At 62.5% G+C, this 17121-nt stretch carries 18 protein-coding genes; 8 read left to right on the forward strand and 10 right to left on the reverse strand.

Going from position 1 to position 17121, the window contains the following annotated elements; translation table 11 throughout:
* Nucleotides 1–8 precede the first annotated feature (8 nt).
* The 5 genes from N2600_RS21145 to tsaD are packed head-to-tail and all read right to left on the reverse strand — an operon-like array spanning nucleotide 9 to nucleotide 3490.
* Nucleotides 9–656: a class I SAM-dependent methyltransferase gene (locus tag N2600_RS21145; RefSeq protein ID WP_017966234.1), complete on the reverse strand. Its 648-nt coding sequence runs from the start codon at nucleotides 654–656 to the stop codon at nucleotides 9–11.
* A complete protein-coding gene (locus N2600_RS21150) occupies nucleotides 653–1084 on the reverse strand; it encodes an EVE domain-containing protein (protein ID WP_003543603.1) in 432 nt (143 codons plus the stop codon). The genes N2600_RS21145 and N2600_RS21150 overlap by 4 nt, the downstream gene beginning before the upstream one ends.
* A gap of 1 nt (nucleotide 1085) precedes the next feature.
* Nucleotides 1086–1379: a YciI-like protein gene (locus N2600_RS21155; RefSeq protein ID WP_017966233.1), complete on the reverse strand. Its 294-nt coding sequence runs from the start codon at nucleotides 1377–1379 to the stop codon at nucleotides 1086–1088.
* A gap of 9 nt (nucleotides 1380–1388) precedes the next feature.
* A complete protein-coding gene (locus tag N2600_RS21160) occupies nucleotides 1389–2372 on the reverse strand; it encodes an NAD(P)H-dependent glycerol-3-phosphate dehydrogenase (RefSeq protein ID WP_222384435.1) in 984 nt (327 codons plus the stop codon).
* Entirely contained in the window at nucleotides 2369–3490 is a 1122-nt protein-coding gene (gene tsaD, locus N2600_RS21165) for a tRNA (adenosine(37)-N6)-threonylcarbamoyltransferase complex transferase subunit TsaD (RefSeq protein ID WP_260297316.1), read from the reverse strand. The genes N2600_RS21160 and tsaD overlap by 4 nt, the downstream gene beginning before the upstream one ends.
* A 72-nt stretch (nucleotides 3491–3562) precedes the next feature.
* On the opposite strand from tsaD, the gene hemC reads away from it, so the two are divergent.
* The 6 genes from hemC (at nucleotide 3563) to N2600_RS21195 (ending at nucleotide 9460) form a co-directional block, all read left to right on the forward strand.
* Nucleotides 3563–4492 carry a hydroxymethylbilane synthase gene (gene hemC, locus N2600_RS21170; RefSeq protein WP_260297317.1) on the forward strand — a complete coding sequence of 310 codons (930 nt, stop codon included), beginning with the start codon at nucleotides 3563–3565 and terminating at the stop codon, nucleotides 4490–4492.
* Nucleotides 4493–4499: 7 nt separating this feature from the next.
* Nucleotides 4500–5207, forward strand: coding sequence for a uroporphyrinogen-III synthase (locus N2600_RS21175; RefSeq protein WP_260297318.1), 708 nt, complete (start codon nucleotides 4500–4502; stop codon nucleotides 5205–5207).
* A 136-nt stretch (nucleotides 5208–5343) separates the two neighbouring features.
* Nucleotides 5344–6594: a COG4223 family protein gene (locus tag N2600_RS21180; RefSeq protein ID WP_260297320.1), complete on the forward strand. Its 1251-nt coding sequence runs from the start codon at nucleotides 5344–5346 to the stop codon at nucleotides 6592–6594.
* Nucleotides 6595–6598: 4 nt separating this feature from the next.
* A complete protein-coding gene (locus N2600_RS21185) occupies nucleotides 6599–8215 on the forward strand; it encodes a heme biosynthesis protein HemY (RefSeq protein ID WP_260297321.1) in 1617 nt (538 codons plus the stop codon).
* A 17-nt stretch (nucleotides 8216–8232) separates the two neighbouring features.
* Complete coding sequence (locus tag N2600_RS21190; RefSeq protein ID WP_260297322.1) at nucleotides 8233–8718, forward strand: tellurite resistance TerB family protein; 486 nt, start codon at nucleotides 8233–8235, stop codon at nucleotides 8716–8718.
* Complete coding sequence (locus N2600_RS21195) at nucleotides 8687–9460, forward strand: glutamine amidotransferase (RefSeq protein ID WP_260297323.1); 774 nt, start codon at nucleotides 8687–8689, stop codon at nucleotides 9458–9460. The genes N2600_RS21190 and N2600_RS21195 overlap by 32 nt, the downstream gene beginning before the upstream one ends.
* Before the next feature lie 7 nt (nucleotides 9461–9467).
* Here the strand turns inward: N2600_RS21195 and N2600_RS21200 are convergent, their stop codons facing one another.
* Nucleotides 9468–10718, reverse strand: coding sequence for an MFS transporter (locus N2600_RS21200; protein ID WP_222292867.1), 1251 nt, complete (start codon nucleotides 10716–10718; stop codon nucleotides 9468–9470).
* A gap of 139 nt (nucleotides 10719–10857) precedes the next feature.
* Between N2600_RS21200 and N2600_RS21205 the strand changes: the two genes are divergently transcribed.
* Nucleotides 10858–11172, forward strand: coding sequence for a YggT family protein (locus N2600_RS21205; RefSeq protein ID WP_260297324.1), 315 nt, complete (start codon nucleotides 10858–10860; stop codon nucleotides 11170–11172).
* Entirely contained in the window at nucleotides 11169–11480 is a 312-nt protein-coding gene (locus N2600_RS21210; protein WP_222279747.1) for a DUF167 domain-containing protein, read from the forward strand. Before N2600_RS21205 ends, N2600_RS21210 begins: the two co-directional genes overlap by 4 nt.
* A gap of 4 nt (nucleotides 11481–11484) precedes the next feature.
* On the opposite strand, the gene ppa is transcribed toward N2600_RS21210, so the two are convergent.
* The 4 genes from ppa to N2600_RS21230 form a co-directional block, all read right to left on the reverse strand.
* Nucleotides 11485–12021: an inorganic diphosphatase gene (gene ppa / locus N2600_RS21215; protein ID WP_026154361.1), complete on the reverse strand. Its 537-nt coding sequence runs from the start codon at nucleotides 12019–12021 to the stop codon at nucleotides 11485–11487.
* Nucleotides 12022–12168: 147 nt separating this feature from the next.
* Complete coding sequence (locus N2600_RS21220) at nucleotides 12169–12675, reverse strand: GNAT family N-acetyltransferase (RefSeq protein WP_017966220.1); 507 nt, start codon at nucleotides 12673–12675, stop codon at nucleotides 12169–12171.
* Between the two features lie 247 nt (nucleotides 12676–12922).
* The gene (typA, locus tag N2600_RS21225; protein ID WP_017966219.1) at nucleotides 12923–14743 is read right to left on the reverse strand and encodes a translational GTPase TypA; all 1821 of its coding nucleotides are present in this window, start codon (nucleotides 14741–14743) and stop codon (nucleotides 12923–12925) included.
* 157 nt (nucleotides 14744–14900) lie between these two features.
* Nucleotides 14901–16988: a M3 family metallopeptidase gene (locus N2600_RS21230; protein WP_260297326.1), complete on the reverse strand. Its 2088-nt coding sequence runs from the start codon at nucleotides 16986–16988 to the stop codon at nucleotides 14901–14903.
* Nucleotides 16989–17121: the final 133 nt, after the last annotated feature.

Below are 17121 nucleotides of genomic sequence, written 5' to 3' on the forward strand. Positions count from 1 at the left end.
GATCGAACTTAGGAAGCGAACCGCCACACTGTCGTCTTCTTGATTTCGCTGTCCTCCAGCGCCCGCGTTACCGGCACCTCATAAACCGCGCAGAATTGCAACCGATCCCGCGGCAGGTAACTGCGTCCGGGGTCTCCGATCAGCACCCGATTGCCGTCGGCTGCCAGCTTGGCGAACCAGGGAACGAGCGCATCGGCGAAAGCGCGATCGTAGAAGACGTCGCCGGCAAGTACGATATCCGCATCGACCGCCTTCCCGATCAGATCGGCGCCGATAAATCCGAGCGAGACGCGATTCGCCTCGGCATTCAACCGGACTGCCGCCTCCGCCCAGGGATCGATATCGCCAGCCATGACCTCCCGGGCACCGGCCATCACAGCCGCGATGCCGACAAGGCCGGAACCGCTGGCGAAATCGAGCACGCGCTTGCCGCGCACGGTCTCGGGATGATCGAGGATGTAGCGCGCCAGTCCCTGGCCGCCCGCCCAGGCAAAAGCCCAGAAGGGCGGCGGCAGGCCGATCGCCTCCAGTTCCCCCTCCGTCTTCAGCCAGAGCTCATGCGCCTCGCTCGCCAGATAGAGCGAAATCTCCGGCACATGCGGCGGCGGCATCAGGCTGGTATTGGCGCGGATGAAAGCTTCGGGATCGGTCTTCAACGCGGCGGATTGTCCAGCCCGCCCATCCGGCAGACTTCGAGATATTCTTCCTCGGTGACCGGCTGCACCGAAAGCCGCATCGAGGTGACGAGCGCCATCTTGGCGAGCTTCTCGCTCGCCTTGACGTCCTTCAACGTCACTGGCTTCGGCACGTCCATGACGGCGCGGATATCGACGCAATCCCACTTCGGATCGCCCTTGGCGGAAGAATCGGGATGCGACAGGGCGCAGACTTCGACGATGCCGACGATCTCCAGCCCGTCATTGGAATGATAGAAGAAGCCTTTGTCGCCGATCTGCATCGCCCGCATATTGTTGCGCGCCAGATAGTTGCGGACGCCGGTCCATTCCGTGCCCTTTTCGCCGGCAGCCTTCTGCTGCTCCCAGGACCAGGAGGCGGGTTCGGATTTATAGAGCCAGTGCGCCATGTCACGCCTCCGGTTTGTTGAACACCCAGTTGTAGGCCTTGACGTCGACGCTTTCGAATAGTCCGGCTTTGGCGTAAGGGTCGGCATCGGCAAGCGCAAGCGCCGCCTCTTTCGACTCCGCTTCGACGACGATCAGGCTGCCGCAGGGTTTGCCGTCGTCATCGAGAAACGGGCCGGCGATCTTCAGCGTGCCCTCGGCATTCAGCTTGTTCAGATGCTCGATATGCGTCGGGCGCGTATCCATGCGCACGTTCAGGTGTCCCGGTTTGTCCTTGCAGAGAAGGGCGAAAAGCATGTCTGTCTCCTATTCGGTGGTGATCGGACGCGTCATCAGCTGCTCTATCGCCTCTGATATATCGAGCTTGCCGTCGATGATGGCGGAAACGGCATCGGTGATCGGCATGCTGACCTTCAATTCCGCCGCAAGCCGCGAGGCAACGGAGGCAGCAAACGCGCCTTCCACCAGCGCGCCATGCAGGGGATCGGTCTTTTCGCCGCGCCCGAGTGCGATGCCGAAGCGCAGGTTTCGCGATTGATGGCTCGTCGCCGTCAGCACCAGATCGCCGAGGCCGGAAAGCCCGCGCACAGTGTCCGCCTGCCCGCCCTTGGCGACGACGAAACGCGACATTTCCGCAAGCCCGCGCGCAATCAGCGCCGCACGGGCGGAATCGCCGATGCCGCGGCCTTCGACAATGCCGCAGGCGATCGCCAGCACATTCTTCAGCGCGCCGCCAAGCTGCACGCCGATCCGGTCGTTGGAAGCGTAGAGCCGGAAGGTCCTGCCCGATATGGCCTGAGCGAGGCGCTCCGCGGTCTCCATGTCGGCTGCCGCAATCGCCATCGCCGTCGGCAAGCCTTTCGCGATATCGGCGGCAAAACCGGGACCGGAGAGCACCGCGACGGAATGATCCGGCAGTTCCCGTTCCAGCATGTCGGTCAAAAGATTGCCCGTCGCCCGCTCGATGCCCTTGGCGCAGGTAACAATCACGGCGTCCTTGGAAAGATAAGGTCCGTATTGCCGTGCCGCATCGGCCTGCGCCTGCGACGGCATCGCAAAAAGCACGATGGAGGCACCAGTGATTGCATCCGCCTCGGCGGAAAATTCCAGCGTATCGGGCAGGAGAATGCCGGGCAGCGCCGCATCATGCAGCCGTTCGGCCTTCAGATCGGCAATCAGTGACGGATCGCGCCCGACGAGTGTCACGGCGCTGCGGCCGGCAAGGGCGATGACGGCCGCAAGCGCCGTGCCGAAAGCCCCCGATCCGACGACGGCGATGTTTTCGCTCATGCCTTGGCCCCTCGTTTTCCGAAACCGATCAGCGTTTCCGCATTGAAATCGAGCGGCCAGCGCGAGCGCGGCTGGACGTCGAGCGTATCCGGTGCGGCACCGGTCGCCATCCGCTCCAGTCCCGCCCAGGCGATCATCACGGCATTGTCGGTGCAGAGGTGCAGCGGCGGCGCAATGAAGCGGAAACCGTTCTTGTCGCACAGCGCCTGCAGCGTGCCGCGCAGTTCGAGATTGGCGGCGACACCGCCGGCAACGACCAGCGCCGGCTTTTCGCCAGTCGCTGGGCCAGGCGCTGGGAATGTCGCAGGAAATTCGGTCTTGAACCGCTGCAGGCCACGGCCGATGCGGTCTTTCAGCGTCCGCGAAACCGCCTTCTGGAACGAGGCGCAAATGTCAGCCACATCCTGATCGCTGAGCGGCGCGATATCCTGCGCCGCCTGCCGCACCGCCGTCTTCAGGCCGGAGAAGGAGAAATCGAGCCGTGCCTCGCCGACCAGCGGCCGCGGAAAGTCGAAGCGACCGGGATTGCCGTCCCGCGCCATCCGCTCCACCGCCGGGCCGCCGGGATAGGGCAGGCCGAGCAGCTTTGCCGTCTTGTCGAAGGCTTCGCCAAGTGCATCGTCGATCGTCGTGCCCCAGCGCTCATACTGCCCGACGCCCCGCACCAGGATGAGCTGGGTATGCCCGCCGGAGACGAGCAGCATCAGATAGGGAAAGGAGAGCCCGTCCGTCAGCCGCGCCGTCAGTGCATGGCCTTCGAGATGGTTGATCGCATAGAGCGGCTTGCCGGCGGCTCTGGCGATCGCCTTGCCGGTCATCAGCCCCACCAGCAACCCGCCGATCAGCCCCGGCCCCGACGTGGCGGCGATGGCGTCGACATCGTTGAGCGACACATTGGCGCGCTTCAGCGCCTCCTCGATCAGCTCGTCCAGCGCTTCGACATGGGCGCGGGCGGCGATCTCAGGCACCACGCCGCCATAGGCGCTATGCTCGTCGAGTTGGGAAAGCACGACATCCGACAGCACGTTGGAATGCCCCTCCGCATCGCGCTCGACGACCGCCGCGGCGGTCTCGTCGCAGCTCGTTTCGATGCCAAGGATGCGCAGAAAGGGAACCATAAGGCCTGTTCGTTGATTGCGATGGGATGGAAACCCGTTTACGAGAACTCCGGTAACAACGGAATAGAGCCGATGCAAACAAAACCTTTCCGGATCGGCACGCGCGGCAGCCCGCTGGCGCTTGCCCAGGCGCATGAGGCCCGCGACAGGCTGATGGCGGCGCATCATCTGCCCGAGGACATGTTCGAGATCGTCGTTCTCTCGACCAAGGGCGACCGCATCACCGACCGGTCGCTGGCCGAGATCGGCGGCAAGGGCCTGTTCACCGAAGAGCTTGAACAGAAGCTTACCGCCGGCGAGCTCGATTTCGCCGTGCATTCCACCAAGGACATGGCGACGAAGCTGCCCGAAGGGCTTTATCTCTCCGCCTACCTGCCGCGTGAAGATATCCGCGACGCCGTCATCGGCCGCACCGCGCGCAAACTGATCGACCTGCCGCATGGCGCAACCGTCGGCTCTTCCTCGCTCCGCCGGCAGGCGCTGATCCGTCGCATGCGGCCGGATATCAACGTCGTCACCTTCCGCGGCCTGGTCGAAACGCGCCTGCGCAAGCTCGAGGAGGGCGAGGTGGATGCGACCCTGCTGGCGCTTGCCGGCCTGAAACGCCTCGGCAAGGTCGATGTGCTGACCGATATCCTTGATCCCGACACCTTCCCGCCAGCGCCGGCGCAGGGAGCGATCTGCATCGAAAGCCGCATCGGCGATACGGGGATTGACGATCTGCTGGCGCCGGTCAACGATATCGCGACCTTCGACACCGTCTCCTGCGAACGCGCCTTCCTCGCCGCACTCGACGGCTCCTGCCGCACGCCGATCGGCGGTTATGCCGTCTGCGAAGGCGACCTGATCCGGTTCTCCGGCCTCATCATCACTCCCGACGGCCGCAGCCAGCATGCGGTGACGACCGACGGCCACCGCCGCGATGCGGCAGCGCTCGGCACCCGCGCCGGCCAGGACGTGCGCGCAAGGGCCGGCAGCGCCTTTTTCGACGACTGGCACTGAAGCGGCGATGCGTGTGCTCGTCACCCGCCCCGCGCACTCGGCGACTAGAACCGCACAACGATTACGCGATTTGGGCCACGAGCCCTTGCTGCTGCCGCTGCGTCAGCCGCTGCACGACAGCGCTGCTGCCGCAGGCGCGCTTGCAGCCACCAGGGGCGCAATCGCGGTGACGAGCGCCGAAGCCATCAGGGTCCTCTCCGCACTCGGCGAAAAACTTCGTCCGCATCTCGCCCGCCCGCTTTTTGCGGTCGGCAAAACGACGGCGGAAGAGGCACGCAGCCTCGGCTTCCGATCCGTCGCTTCATCCCAGGGCAACGGCCGCGATCTCGCCGATCTCGTCGTGGCGGAGAATTCGGGCACGCTGCTCTACCTCGCTGGCACCCCGCGCGCCGAGACTTTTGAAGGAAGATTGCGCGAACTCGGCATCCATTTTTCCGTCACTGAATGCTACCGTATGCAACCGGCCGTCCCCGATCCCACCGAGATCGGCGCTATCTTCGCTAGCGGTTACCCGGACGCCATCCTCTTCTATTCCTGCCAGACGGCAGAGGATTTCTTTCGCGTGCCGGAACTGCGATCAGCCGTGCCGAAACACAGTGGAATCCGCCTTCTCTGTCTCAGCGAAGCGGTGGCGCAAGCCATACCGGCGGCTCTGAAAGAAAGCGTCGAGATTTCGCCGATGCCGGAAGAGAAAAGCCTTTTGTCGCTGCTTTGAGGCTTTAGAGCCTTTCCTGGTCAGCTTGAAGCATTCTGACCAGGAAAGGCTCTAACCACCCAAATTTGATCTAACCTCTTCCCTTAACTGGCATCACTGTCTAGTTTCGTTGCAATGCAGAGATAAAGAGGACCTCATGGTATCGGGAAACCCGCCACGCCATTCAAAGAGCGCCGACGAGCCGGTCACGATCGACCTCGATGCACAGGAATTCGCCTCTGCAGCCGATACCGAAAAACCGGTAGACAATGAAACTGGCGAGGCCGACGGCATCGCCGCCGCGGATGAGGGCCTGCCGCCCGAAACTGAGATTGCGCCGCATGCCGAAGATGAAGAGAAGCCTGTGACGGATGCGCCGGAGGAGGAACCGGCAGCTCCAGAACCTTCCTTCACCCCTCCTCCCGAACAGCCTGCGCCGAAGAGCGCCGGCACCTCCGGTCTCATTGCCGCCGGCATCGTCGGCGGCCTCGTGGCGCTGCTAGGCGCCGGCGCCATCCAGTATGCCGGTTACCTCCCTGGCTCCCCCACGCCGCAGACGACATCGCCGGAGACGGCCGATCTTGCCGGCCAGATCGACGGCCTGAAACAGACCGTCGCCAATCTTGCCGCCAATCCGGCGAGCGCGGATAACGGCGAGCTTGCGAAGCGCGTTGCTGCGCTGGAAGCGACTGCCAAGGCCCCCGCAGCCGGTGCGCCGGCCGATGCTGCCAATGTCGAGGCACTCAACCGGAAGATTGCGGAACTGACCGGTCAGGTCGACCAGCTGCGCTCGACACTTGCCCAGTCTTCCGAGCAGCAGACGACGAACGGCGCCGACATCGCCAAGCGCCTGGAAGAGGCCGAAAAGAAGCTGAACGAGCCGCGCGAGGACGTCGCCGTTGCCCGGGCGATCGCGGCGGCTGCCCTGAAGGCGGCGATTGATCGCGGTGGCCCTTTCCTGGCCGAACTCGACACCTTCGCCGGGGTCGCACCCGACGATCCAGCCGTCGCCGACCTTAGAACCTTTGCCGAGACCGGCATTCCCTCACGCACCGAGCTGGTGCGCGAGGTTCCCGATGTCGCCACCGCGATCGTCGAAGCCGTCAACCAGCCGGACCCGAACCAGAGCTGGTCGGATCGGCTGATGTCGAGCGCCAAGTCGCTGGTGAGCGTCCGCCCCGTCGGCAACATCGAGGGCGAAAGCGTCGAAGCCATTGCCGCCCGCATGGAGGAGAAGGTGAAGAGCGGCGACCTGCCAGGCGCCTCCGCCGAATGGAACAGCCTGCCCGCTTCCGGCAAGCAGGCGTCCGCCGCCTTCAAGCAATCGCTCGAAGCGCGCATCCGCGTCGAGGAACTGGTTGGCGGGGCGCTGTCGAAAGCGGTTTCCGGCACCGGCAAGGAAGGATAAGACCATGCTGATCCGCCTTGTCGTCTTCGCCATCTTCGTAATGCTTCTCGCCCTTGGCTTCGCCTGGCTCGCCGATCGTCCCGGCGACCTCTCGCTGATCTGGGAGGGCCAGATCTACCAGACGAAGCTGATCGTCGCCGCCAGCGCGATCATCGCTCTCATTGCCGCCGTGATGATCGCCTGGTGGTTCGTCCGTCTCGTCTGGACCTCGCCGCACTCGGTGACGCGTTATTTCCGCGCCCGCAAGCGGGACCGCGGTTATCAGGCGCTGTCGACCGGCCTGATCGCCGCCGGCGCCGGCAATGCCCTGCTTGCCCGCAAGATGGCGGCCCGCTCGCGCGGCCTCATCCGCGCCGATCAGGAGCCGTTGATCAACCTGCTCGAGGCTCAGGCCGCCCTGATCGAAGGCCGACATGACGAAGCGCGCGCCAAGTTCGAGGCCATGGCCAACGATCCCGAGACGCGCGAGCTCGGTCTGCGCGGCCTCTATCTGGAAGCCCGCCGTCTCGGCGCCAACGAGGCCGCCCGCCAATATGCCGAAAAGGCTGCCGACAACGCGCCCTATCTTCCCTGGGCCGCACAGGCGACGCTCGAATATCGCAGCCAGGCCGGCCGTTGGGACGATGCGATCCGCCTGCTCGAACAGCAGAAGGCCGCCCGCGTCGTCGAAAAGGCCGAAGCCAACCGTCTGCACGCCGTCCTCCTGACGGCACGCGCCGGCGAGAAGCTGGAAAGCAACCCGACCGGTGCCCGCGACGACGCCCTGCAGGCGCTGAAGCTTGCCGCCGATTTCATTCCGGCAGCCCTCATTGCCGCAAAGGCGCTGTTTCGCGAAGGCGGCGTGCGCAAGGCCGCCTCGATCCTCGAACAGGCATGGAAATCGGCACCTCATCCCGAGATCGGCCAAGCCTATGTCAGGGCCCGCAGCGGCGATTCCACGCTCGACCGGCTGAAGCGTGCCGAGCGGCTGGAAGGGCAGCGCCCCAACAATGTCGAATCCCTTCTCGTCGTCGCCCAGGCAGCCCTCGACGCGCAGGAATTCGCCAAGGCCCGCGCCAAGGCGGAGGCAGCGGCCCGCATGCAGCCGCGTGAAGCCGCCTACCTGCTTTTGGCCGACATCGAAGAAGCCGAGACCGGCGACCAGGGCCGCGTGCGCCACTGGCTGGCCCAGGCGCTCAAGGCGCCGCGCGATCCGGCTTGGGTGGCAGACGGCTTCGTCTCCGACAAGTGGCTGCCGGTATCGCCCGTGACCGGCCGCCTCGACGCCTTCGAATGGAAGGCGCCCTTCGGCCAGATCGAGGGTCCGCTCGAAGACGGTTCGGCGCCGGCCTCGATCGAAACGGCTTTGAAGACATTGCCGCCGCTGCGTGACGTCAGGCCGGAAAGTCCCGTCAACGACCATCGCATCATCGAGCTGGAACGCGCCGCGACGATTGCCGAGGCTGTGCGCCCCACGCCGGCACCGACGGCGGCCAAACCGAAACCAGCCGAACCGACCGCGGGCGATAAACCGCCCGCGCCGAGCGAGACAAAACCTTTCTTTGGCGGATTGCCGGATGATCCCGGCGTTCGCGATCCCAGGGTGGAACCGGAACCCAAGACACGGCTCCGCCTTTTCTGAAATGGAACGAAAACCGCATGTTCGAACGCTTTCAGGCATTCTTCCAGAATCTCACCGCCGACCACCCGAAGAAAGGTTTTGCCCCCGATGATCCGCGCATCGCAGTGGCAGCGCTCTGCATGCAGGTCATGGAGGCCGACGGTCAGATCAAAACCAGCGAGAAGAAGCGGCTGCGCAAGCTCCTGAAGGAGCAGTATGCGCTCGACGGCAAGCAGCTCGATGCTCTGATAGCCGCCGGCATCGAGGCCGAAAGCTCCGCCGTCGACTATTATCGCTTCACCGCCGACCTGAAACGCCATCTCAATACCGAGCAACGCCTCGAGCTGATCGGCGTCCTCTGGGACATCGTCTATGCCGATGGCGAACGCAGCGAGATGGAAGACCATGTGATCTGGCGTATCGCCGATCTGCTCGGCGTCTCCTCGCGCGAGCGCATCCAGAAGCGGCAGGAGGCCGCCGCCAGGGTGACGGATGTCCAGGTTGCGCAAGATGATGCCGACTGAGCAAAACCCGAACCGCGACGGGCGCCCAATCCTCATCGTCCTGCATCAGGAACGGTCGAGCCCCGGCCGTGTCGGCCAATTGCTCGTCGAAAGGGGCTACCGCCTCGATATCCGTCGTCCGGTTCTCGGCGAGCCGCTTCCGACAACACTTGAAGACCATGCCGGCGCCGTCGTCTTCGGCGGGCCGATGAGCGCCAACGATCCCGATGACTTCGTCAAGAAGGAGATCGACTGGATCGACATTCCGCTCCGGGAAAAACGCCCCTACCTCGGCATCTGCCTCGGCGCGCAGATGTTGGTGCATCATCTCGGCGGCAAGGTACAGTCGAATGCCGATGGCTCGACCGAGATCGGCTGGTATCCGCTGCACCCGACCGAGAGGGGCCGGCTGCTGATGCACTGGCCGAAGATGGTCTATCATTTCCATCGCGAGGGCTTCGAGCTGCCGCGCGGCGCCGATCTGCTCGCCGAAGGCGATGCCTATCCGAACCAGGCCTTCCGCTACGACGGCAACGCCTGGGGCCTGCAGTTCCATGCCGAACTGACCCGGGTGATGATGCATCGCTGGGTCGTGCATGGCGCCCATCGCTTCATCCTGCCGAACGCCCAGCAGGGCCGCGAACATCTCGAAGGCCGCATGCTGTTCGATGCGCCGCTGAGAGCCTGGCTCACCGAATTCCTCGACATCGTCTTCGAGGGAAAAACGGCGAAGGCGGCGTCCTCCATCGCTCTCCGCGCCTAATCGGTTTCTAAATCGATTCCGACGATACAGTGGGCGCGTCCAGCGTATCGATCCCACGCAGTTTGGGGAAACTCGATGCCCAGATCGCCGCCACGACAAGCGTTCCGATCCCGCCGATGACGACCGCCGGCACCGCGCCGAAGATCGCCGCCATCGTGCCGGCCCGGAATTCACCGAGCTCGTTCGAAGCGCCGACGAAGACCATGTTGACCGCATTGACACGGCCGCGCAGCTGGTCCGGCGTCCAGAGCGCAATCAGGCTCTCGCGCACATAGACCGACACCATGTCAGCCGCCCCCATCAGCGCCAACGCCGCGATCGAGACCTCGGTATTGGTCGAGACGCCGAAGATGATCGTTCCGACGCCGAACAGGGCGACACCGATGAACATGTAGATGCCGGCGCGATGTTTGAGCGGATAGGCGGCAAGGAAGACTGCCATGACAATGGCGCCAAGTCCCGGTGCGGCGCGCAGCAGCCCGAGCCCCCAGGGCCCGAGGGTGAGGATATCGCGCGCAAAGATCGGCATCAGCGCCGTGGCCCCGCCGAGCAGCACGGCGAAGAGATCGAGTGAGATCGCCCCGAGCACTACCTTTTCGGCGCGGATGAAACTGAAGCCGCCGAGGATCATCGCCCAGCTCTTGGTCTCGCCCGTTGTCTTCTGCTCCGGTTTCGGGATCATGTAGAGAAGGGCGGCACCGAGCACGGAAAAGATCACCGCCACCGTATAGGCGGTTGACGCACTGACGCCATAGAGCAGACCGCCGAGCACCGGCCCGGTGATCGCCGCGAGCTGCCAGGACGACGAATTCCAGGCGATCGCATTGGAGAGTGCCTGCTCCGGCACGAGATTGGGCGCCAGCGACTGCACTGCCGGCGACATGAAGGCGCGTTCAACACCGAAGATCAAAAGCACCGCGAAAACAGGCAAGGGCGTGAAGGTCCCCATGACAGTCATAACCAGCAGCGCCAGCGTGCAGAGCGCGCTTACCAGCGAGCAGAGAGCCGCGATCGCCCGGCGATTGTACCGGTCGGCCACCGAACCGGTGACGAGGATGAGCAGCAGCGACGGCAGGAACTGCACGAGACCGATCAAACCGAGATAGATCGCGCTGCCCGTCTGGTCGTACATCTGCCAGCCGACCGCGACGCTGACGATCTGCTGCGAGAAGGAAAGCAGGAAGCGCGCGAAGAAGAACCGCGTGTAGGACGAATGCCGGAACGCGGCAAAACGATCTCCGGTAGGCGAAAACGACATGGACGTTGTCCGAGGAAGCAGGTGCCGGAATGGCTGCGACGGCGCCCGTTAAACATGATTCGCCGTGCGTCTCCACACGGCCCTTGCCCGTTTAATCGCCAATGTCTACATATCTGTCAACAACGAACTGGAGACGGTAATGGCAGGAATTTTTCAAGCCATATTTATAATCATCCATATGGCTTTGAACATTTATTGGTACGTGATCATTGCCAGCGCCATTTTCTCGTGGCTGTACGCATTCAACGTCATCAATTCGAACAACCAGTTTGTGAACCAACTGGGGATGTTCTTCTACAACGCGACCGAGCCTGCGCTCCGGCCGATACGCCGCTTTCTGCCCAATCTGGGCGGTATCGACATCTCGCCGATCATCCTACTGCTGATCATCGCCTTCATACAGCTGATCCTCAACAATCCGATCGAGCCCTTCATCTACTCGCTGGTCGTTTGAGCCCTCCCTGGAGGCTCTTCGGCGATCATCTGCGCCTCGCCGTTCGGCTTACGCCGAATGGCGGGCGGGACGCGATCGACGGCATCGAAGCGGATGGCGAGGGCGAGACCCATCTAAAGGTGCGCGTCACCGCCATGCCCGAGAAAGGCAAGGCCAACAAGGCCCTCATCCTGTTGATCGCAAAATCCCTGCGCATTCCCAAATCCAGCATCGGCCTCGTCTCGGGTGAGACCGCGCGCAAAAAAATCCTCCGGATCGACGGCGATCCGGAGGATTTGCTAAAAAAGCTCGAGATGTTTTTAGGCTGAGCGATCAGCCTTTCGTCTTCTTGGCGCGCTCGACGGCTTCGAGGATGAGTTCGCCTGCTTCCCTAGAGTCGCCCCAGCCGAAGATCTTCACCCACTTGCCGGGCTCCAGATCCTTGTAGTGCTGGAAGAAGTGTTCGATCTGCTTCAGCGTGATCTCCGGAAGATCGGTGAAGTCCTTCACCTTCTCATAGCGCAGCGTCAGCTTCGGCGACGGCACGGCAATGATCTTCTCGTCCTTGCCGGAATTGTCTTCCATTTTCAGGACGCCGATCGGGCGCACATTGATGACGCAGCCGGGAACCAGCGGGCGAGTGCTGGCGATCAGCACGTCGATCGGGTCGCCGTCTTCCGACAGCGTGTGCGGCACGAAACCATAATTGCCGGGATAGGTCATCGGCGTGTAGAGGAAACGATCGACCACCAGCGTGCCGGCTTCCTTGTCCATCTCATACTTGATGGGATGACCGCCGACCGGAACCTCGACGATAACGTTGACGTCCTCAGGTGGATTATGACCGATTGCAATGGCGTCGATGCGCATAAAAAACTCCCGCGAGGTTGACTGTGCTGGCAGCCAGATAATCGGTTTTATGCGGCAACGCAACATGACTCGTCGGCAATGCCCACCGCAGCGGCGCACCCGCATCAGAAGTTTCTCATAAGAGTAGGCGAACGTCGACGAGGCCGTTCAGCTCCAGATGAAGCCGATCTTCTTCAATTGCCTGTGGTCGAAACTTTCCATGCCTTCGCAGAAATCGACGCCGCCATGGTGGCGATAGAAGTGGCTGGCGGTCTCGTTTTCCTCAAGGCACCAGACGACCAGCCCGTTGCAGCCGAGCGACTTCAAGAGCCGGCGCGCCTCGCCGAACAGCATCCTGCCAAGGCCGATGCCCTGATACTCGGGCCGCAGATAAAGCTCGTAAATTTCGCCTTCTTGCGGCAGAGCGCGGGCACGGTTGAGGCCGAGCGTCGCGTAGCCGGCGACTGTCCCGGCAACATCGAGAACCAGCAGCGTCGCCGGTCCGCGCGTTGCCTTGCGCCACCAGCTTTCGCCGCGGCGCTCGATCATCTGCGTCAGTGCGCGGTGTGGAATGATGCCGGCATAGGTGTGTTGCCAGGCAAGCCTGTGTGTTTCCGATATGGCTCGGGCGTCTTGCGGCTCGGCCCGCCGGACATCGATCGACAACGTCTTCATAACGTTTACTCTGGTCCCGCTAGAGGCAATTAACCATATGCGATGTCGCATCCCGGTTGATTGCCCACAGACTTGATATGTGGACGACGATCAAAAGTTAACGCTTTTTTAACGATTGTCACAAGACGGAATCGACGCGGCGCACAATAAAAAACCCCGGCGCGAAGGCCGGGGTTTTGAAGGATTTCTCTCCAGCGTCGCGCCTCTTTTCGAGAGCCGCAAGATGCTGTCGCAGTTTGAATGGCTGTTAGAGCGCCGCCTTCGTTTTTTCGAAACGCTTGCGATCGTTTGCGTCGAGATACATCTTGCGCAGACGAATATTCTTCGGTGTCACTTCCATCAGCTCGTCATCCTGAATCCAGGAGAGCGCGCGATCAAGCGTCATCCTGATCGGCGGCGTCAGCTTCACCGCTTCGTCCTTGCCGGCGGCGCGGATGTTGGTGAGCTGCTTGCCCTTCAGCACGTTCACTTCAAGGTCGTTGTCGCGCGAATGGATGCCGATGATCATGCCTGCATAGACCTTTTCGCCCGGCTCGATGATCATCGGGCCGCGATCTTCCAGGTTGAACATCGCATAGGCGACGGCTTCGCCGGGAGCATTGGCGAGCAGCACGCCGTTGACGCGGCCACCGATCACACCCTTGTAGGGCTGGTAGTCGTGGAACAGGCGGTTCATGATCGCCGTGCCGCGCGTATCCGTCAGCAGCTCCGACTGGTAGCCGATCAGGCCGCGGGTCGGTGCGTAGAAACGCAGGCGAAGACGGTTACCGCCCGACGGACGCAGCTCGACCATTTCGGCCTTGCGTTCGGACATCTTCTGCACGACGACACCGGAATGTTCTTCGTCGACGTCGACGACGACCTCCTCGATCGGCTCCAGAAGCTGGCCGTTTTCATCCTTGTGCATCACGACGCGCGGACGCGACACGGCAAGTTCGAAGCCTTCGCGACGCATGGTCTCGATGAGAACGGCGAGCTGAAGTTCGCCGCGGCCGGACACGTAGAACGAATCCTTGCCTTCGGCTTCTTCGATCTTCAGGGCGACGTTGCCTTCCGCTTCCTTGAAGAGACGGTCGCGGATGACGCGTGAGGTCACCTTGTCGCCTTCGGTGCCCGCCAGCGGGCTATCGTTGACGATGAAGGACATGGTGACGGTCGGCGGATCGATCGGCTGCGCCTGCAGCGGCTCGGTGACCGAGGGATCGCAGAAAGTGTCGGCGACCGTACCCTTGGAAAGGCCGGCGATCGCAACAATATCGCCCTGATGCGCTTCGTCGATCGCCGTGCGCTCGATGCCGCGGAAGGCGAGGATCTTGGAAATACGGCCGGTTTCGATCGTCTTGCCGTCGGCGTGGAGAACCTTTACGGCCTGGTTCGGCTTGATGGAACCGGAATTGATGCGACCGGTGATGATGCGGCCGAGGAAGGGGTTGGCTTCGAGGATGGTACCGATCATCGTGAACGGACCTTCGTGGACGGTCGGCTCCGGAACGTGCTTGAGCACCAGGTCGAGAAGCGGCGCAAGACCCTGATCCTTCGGGCCTTCCGGATTGACGTTCATCCAGCCGTCGCGGCCGGAACCGTAGAGGATCGGGAAGTCGAGCTGCTCGTCGGTGGCGTCGAGATTGGCGAAAAGATCGAAAACTTCGTTGATGACTTCTTCGTGGCGGCCATCCGGACGGTCGATCTTGTTGATCGCGACGATCGGACGAAGACCGACCTTCAACGCCTTCGAGACAACGAACTTCGTCTGCGGCATCGGGCCTTCAGAGGAGTCGACGAGAACGATCGCGCCATCCACCATCGAGAGAATGCGCTCGACCTCACCGCCGAAGTCGGCGTGGCCGGGAGTGTCGACGATGTTGATGCGGACACCCTTCCATTCCACCGAGGTCGCCTTGGCGAGAATGGTGATGCCGCGTTCTTTTTCGAGATCGTTCGAGTCCATCACGCGTTCAGCGACACGCTGATTTTCGCGGAACGAGCCGGACTGCTTGAGAAGCTCATCCACCAGGGTCGTTTTGCCATGGTCAACGTGCGCGATGATCGCGATATTGCGAAGTGACATATGTGAAATCTCTGATGCTGGGGCGCACGCTCTGGAGGACGCGCCTATTAGTTTGGGGCGTCCATACAGTTTTTTTTGCGTTTGCGAAAGGGGGGAACGCGCAAAAGCTGCGGCAAGGCTGTCGCCCCGCCGCATCATGGCATGTCATCAAATTGTCTTAGGCGTCGCTGCCTGTCAATTCCTCGAAGGTCGAAAGTCCTTTTTTGACAAGCATCGCATCCGGGCTCGGCAGCTTGCCGCGGAAGGCCTTGTAGGCGTCTTCCGGGTCGACCGAACCGCCGACGGAATAGATATTGTCCTTGAGCTTGCGCGCCATCTCGCCGTTGAAGGCGTCTCCCGTCTCCTCGAAGGCGGCAAAGGCGTCGGCGTCGAGCACCTCCGACCACATGTAGGAGTAATAGCCGGCCGAATAGCCGCCGGAGAAGATGTGCTGAAAGTGCGGCGTCGCATGGCGCATGACGATCGACTTCGGCATGCCGATCTCGTCCAGCACCTCGGCCTGCACCGCCATCGGATCCTCGACGGCCGTTCTCGTGTGAAACGCCATATCAACAAGCGCCGACGAGGTGAACTCGACGGTATTGAAGCCGGCATTGAAGGTGCGGGCGGCAAGCACCTTGTCGAGCAGGGCCTGCGGCATCGGTTCACCGGTTTCGACATGCACGGCATAGCGCTTCAGAATATCGGGCACCGTCAGCCAGTGCTCATAAAGCTGCGACGGCAGCTCGACGAAATCGCGCGAAACGCCGGTGCCCGCAACCGAGGGATAGGTGACATTAGAAAGCATGCCGTGCAGCGCATGGCCGAATTCGTGGAACAGCGTGCGCGCATCGTCGAGCGACAGCAGCGCCGGCTTGCCTTCCGCCGGCTTGGCGAAGTTGCAGACATTGTAGATGATCGGCAATTCGCCGTGGCGGCCGTTCTTCAGCTCCAGCTTGTGCTGCGATTGCAGCGAACTCATCCAGGCGCCTGATCGTTTCGAACTGCGGGCGAAATAATCGCCGAGGAACAGGGCGACGAGCTTGTCCTCGCGGTCCCTGATTTCGAACACTCTGACATCCGGGTGATAGGCGGCCACGCCCTTCTTCTCCACGACCCGGATGCCGAACAGCCGGCCGGCCACGTCGAAGCAGGCTTCGATGATCTTCTCGAGCTGCAGATAAGGTTTGAGCTCGGCCTCGGAGAAATCGAATTTCCGTGCGCGGATCTTTTCGGCATAGTGGCGCCAATCCCAGGGCATCACCTCGTGGTTCCGGCCCTCTTCGGCGATCAGTGCCGCGATATCGATCTCCTCCTCGCCGGCGCGTTTCACCGCCCGCGCCCAGACGGACTTGAGCAGGCCGTTCACGGCCTCCGCCGTCTTCGCCATCGTATTGTCGAGCTTCAGCTCGGCAAAGTTGCCGTAGCCAAGCAGCGTCGCCACCTGATGGCGCAGCGCCAGCGTTTCCTTGATGACGGCGCGGTTATCCGTCTCCCCGGCATTTTCGCCGCGCGCCACCCACGCCTTGAAAGCCTGCTCGCGCAGATCGCGACGCTCCGAAAAGGTGAGGAACGGCTCGATGATCGAGCGTGACAGCGTCACTGCATATTTGCCCTCCTCGCCGCGTTCGCGCGCCGCCGCAGCCATTGCATCGCGCAGGAATTCCGGCAGCCCGTCGAGCTCGGCTCCATCAGAAAGCACCAGCGCCCAGGCTTTCTCGTCGGCCAGCACGTTCTGGCCGAATTGCGTCCCGAGGCCGGCAAGCTTTTCATTGATCGCGGCGAGTTTTTCCTGCTCGGCCTTGTCAAGCTTGGCGCCCGATTTGACGAAACCTTTCCAGTGGCGTTCCAGCACGCGTGTCTGTTCGAGCGTCAGGCCAAGGCTCTCGCGGCTCTCCCAGAGCGTGTCGATGCGGGCGAAAAGCGCTGCATTCATCCCGATCTTCGAATAGTGGCGCGACATCTTCGGCGAGATCTCCCGCTCCAGCGCCTGGATCACATCATTGGTATGCGCGCCTGCCTTGTTCCAGAACAGCGCCGAAACGCGCGACAGTGCGTCGCCGGCAATCTCCAGCGCCACGACCGTATTGTCGAATGTCGGCGCATCGCCGTTTCCGGCAATCTCGTCGATCTCCCTTTCATGCGCGGCAAGCGCGGCTTCGAAGGCGGCGGCGAAATCGCCGTCATCTAAGGCATCGAAACGCGGCAGACCGTGAAGACCGTCCCAGGTCACCAGCGCCGGATTGAAATCATGTGGAGAAGACATCGGAGAATTCCTTTTGGCATGCAGATGGATCGTCAATATAGGAGAGCCGTCACAGAATTGGTATGTTGCCGGGATGGCCTTTTGCCTCGCCTGCCAATCTTGCGGACGCCTGTCAAATCTGATGGACAACAAT

Source organism: Rhizobium sp. WSM1274 (assembly GCF_025200775.1).
In the GTDB taxonomy this organism is placed as follows: Bacteria; Pseudomonadota; Alphaproteobacteria; order Rhizobiales; family Rhizobiaceae; genus Rhizobium; species Rhizobium leguminosarum_I.

Excerpts from the sequence above, each read along its gene's own strand:
- N2600_RS21175 (WP_260297318.1), top strand. The coding sequence starts at position 4,500 with ATGCGTGTGCTCGTCACCCGCCCCGCGCACTCGGCGACTAGAACCGCA.
- N2600_RS21230 (WP_260297326.1), bottom strand. The coding sequence starts at position 16,988 with ATGTCTTCTCCACATGATTTCAATCCGGCGCTGGTGACCTGGGACGGT.
- N2600_RS21155 (WP_017966233.1), bottom strand. The coding sequence starts at position 1,379 with ATGCTTTTCGCCCTTCTCTGCAAGGACAAACCGGGACACCTGAACGTG.
- N2600_RS21195 (WP_260297323.1), top strand. The coding sequence starts at position 8,687 with ATGTCCAGGTTGCGCAAGATGATGCCGACTGAGCAAAACCCGAACCGC.
- N2600_RS21200 (WP_222292867.1), bottom strand. The coding sequence starts at position 10,718 with ATGTCGTTTTCGCCTACCGGAGATCGTTTTGCCGCGTTCCGGCATTCG.
- ppa (WP_026154361.1), bottom strand. The coding sequence starts at position 12,021 with ATGCGCATCGACGCCATTGCAATCGGTCATAATCCACCTGAGGACGTC.
- N2600_RS21205 (WP_260297324.1), top strand. The coding sequence starts at position 10,858 with ATGGCAGGAATTTTTCAAGCCATATTTATAATCATCCATATGGCTTTG.
- N2600_RS21185 (WP_260297321.1), top strand. The coding sequence starts at position 6,599 with ATGCTGATCCGCCTTGTCGTCTTCGCCATCTTCGTAATGCTTCTCGCC.
- N2600_RS21220 (WP_017966220.1), bottom strand. The coding sequence starts at position 12,675 with ATGAAGACGTTGTCGATCGATGTCCGGCGGGCCGAGCCGCAAGACGCC.
- tsaD (WP_260297316.1), bottom strand. The coding sequence starts at position 3,490 with ATGGTTCCCTTTCTGCGCATCCTTGGCATCGAAACGAGCTGCGACGAG.
- N2600_RS21150 (WP_003543603.1), bottom strand. The coding sequence starts at position 1,084 with ATGGCGCACTGGCTCTATAAATCCGAACCCGCCTCCTGGTCCTGGGAG.
- typA (WP_017966219.1), bottom strand. The coding sequence starts at position 14,743 with ATGTCACTTCGCAATATCGCGATCATCGCGCACGTTGACCATGGCAAA.
- N2600_RS21190 (WP_260297322.1), top strand. The coding sequence starts at position 8,233 with ATGTTCGAACGCTTTCAGGCATTCTTCCAGAATCTCACCGCCGACCAC.
- N2600_RS21180 (WP_260297320.1), top strand. The coding sequence starts at position 5,344 with ATGGTATCGGGAAACCCGCCACGCCATTCAAAGAGCGCCGACGAGCCG.
- hemC (WP_260297317.1), top strand. The coding sequence starts at position 3,563 with ATGCAAACAAAACCTTTCCGGATCGGCACGCGCGGCAGCCCGCTGGCG.
- N2600_RS21160 (WP_222384435.1), bottom strand. The coding sequence starts at position 2,372 with ATGAGCGAAAACATCGCCGTCGTCGGATCGGGGGCTTTCGGCACGGCG.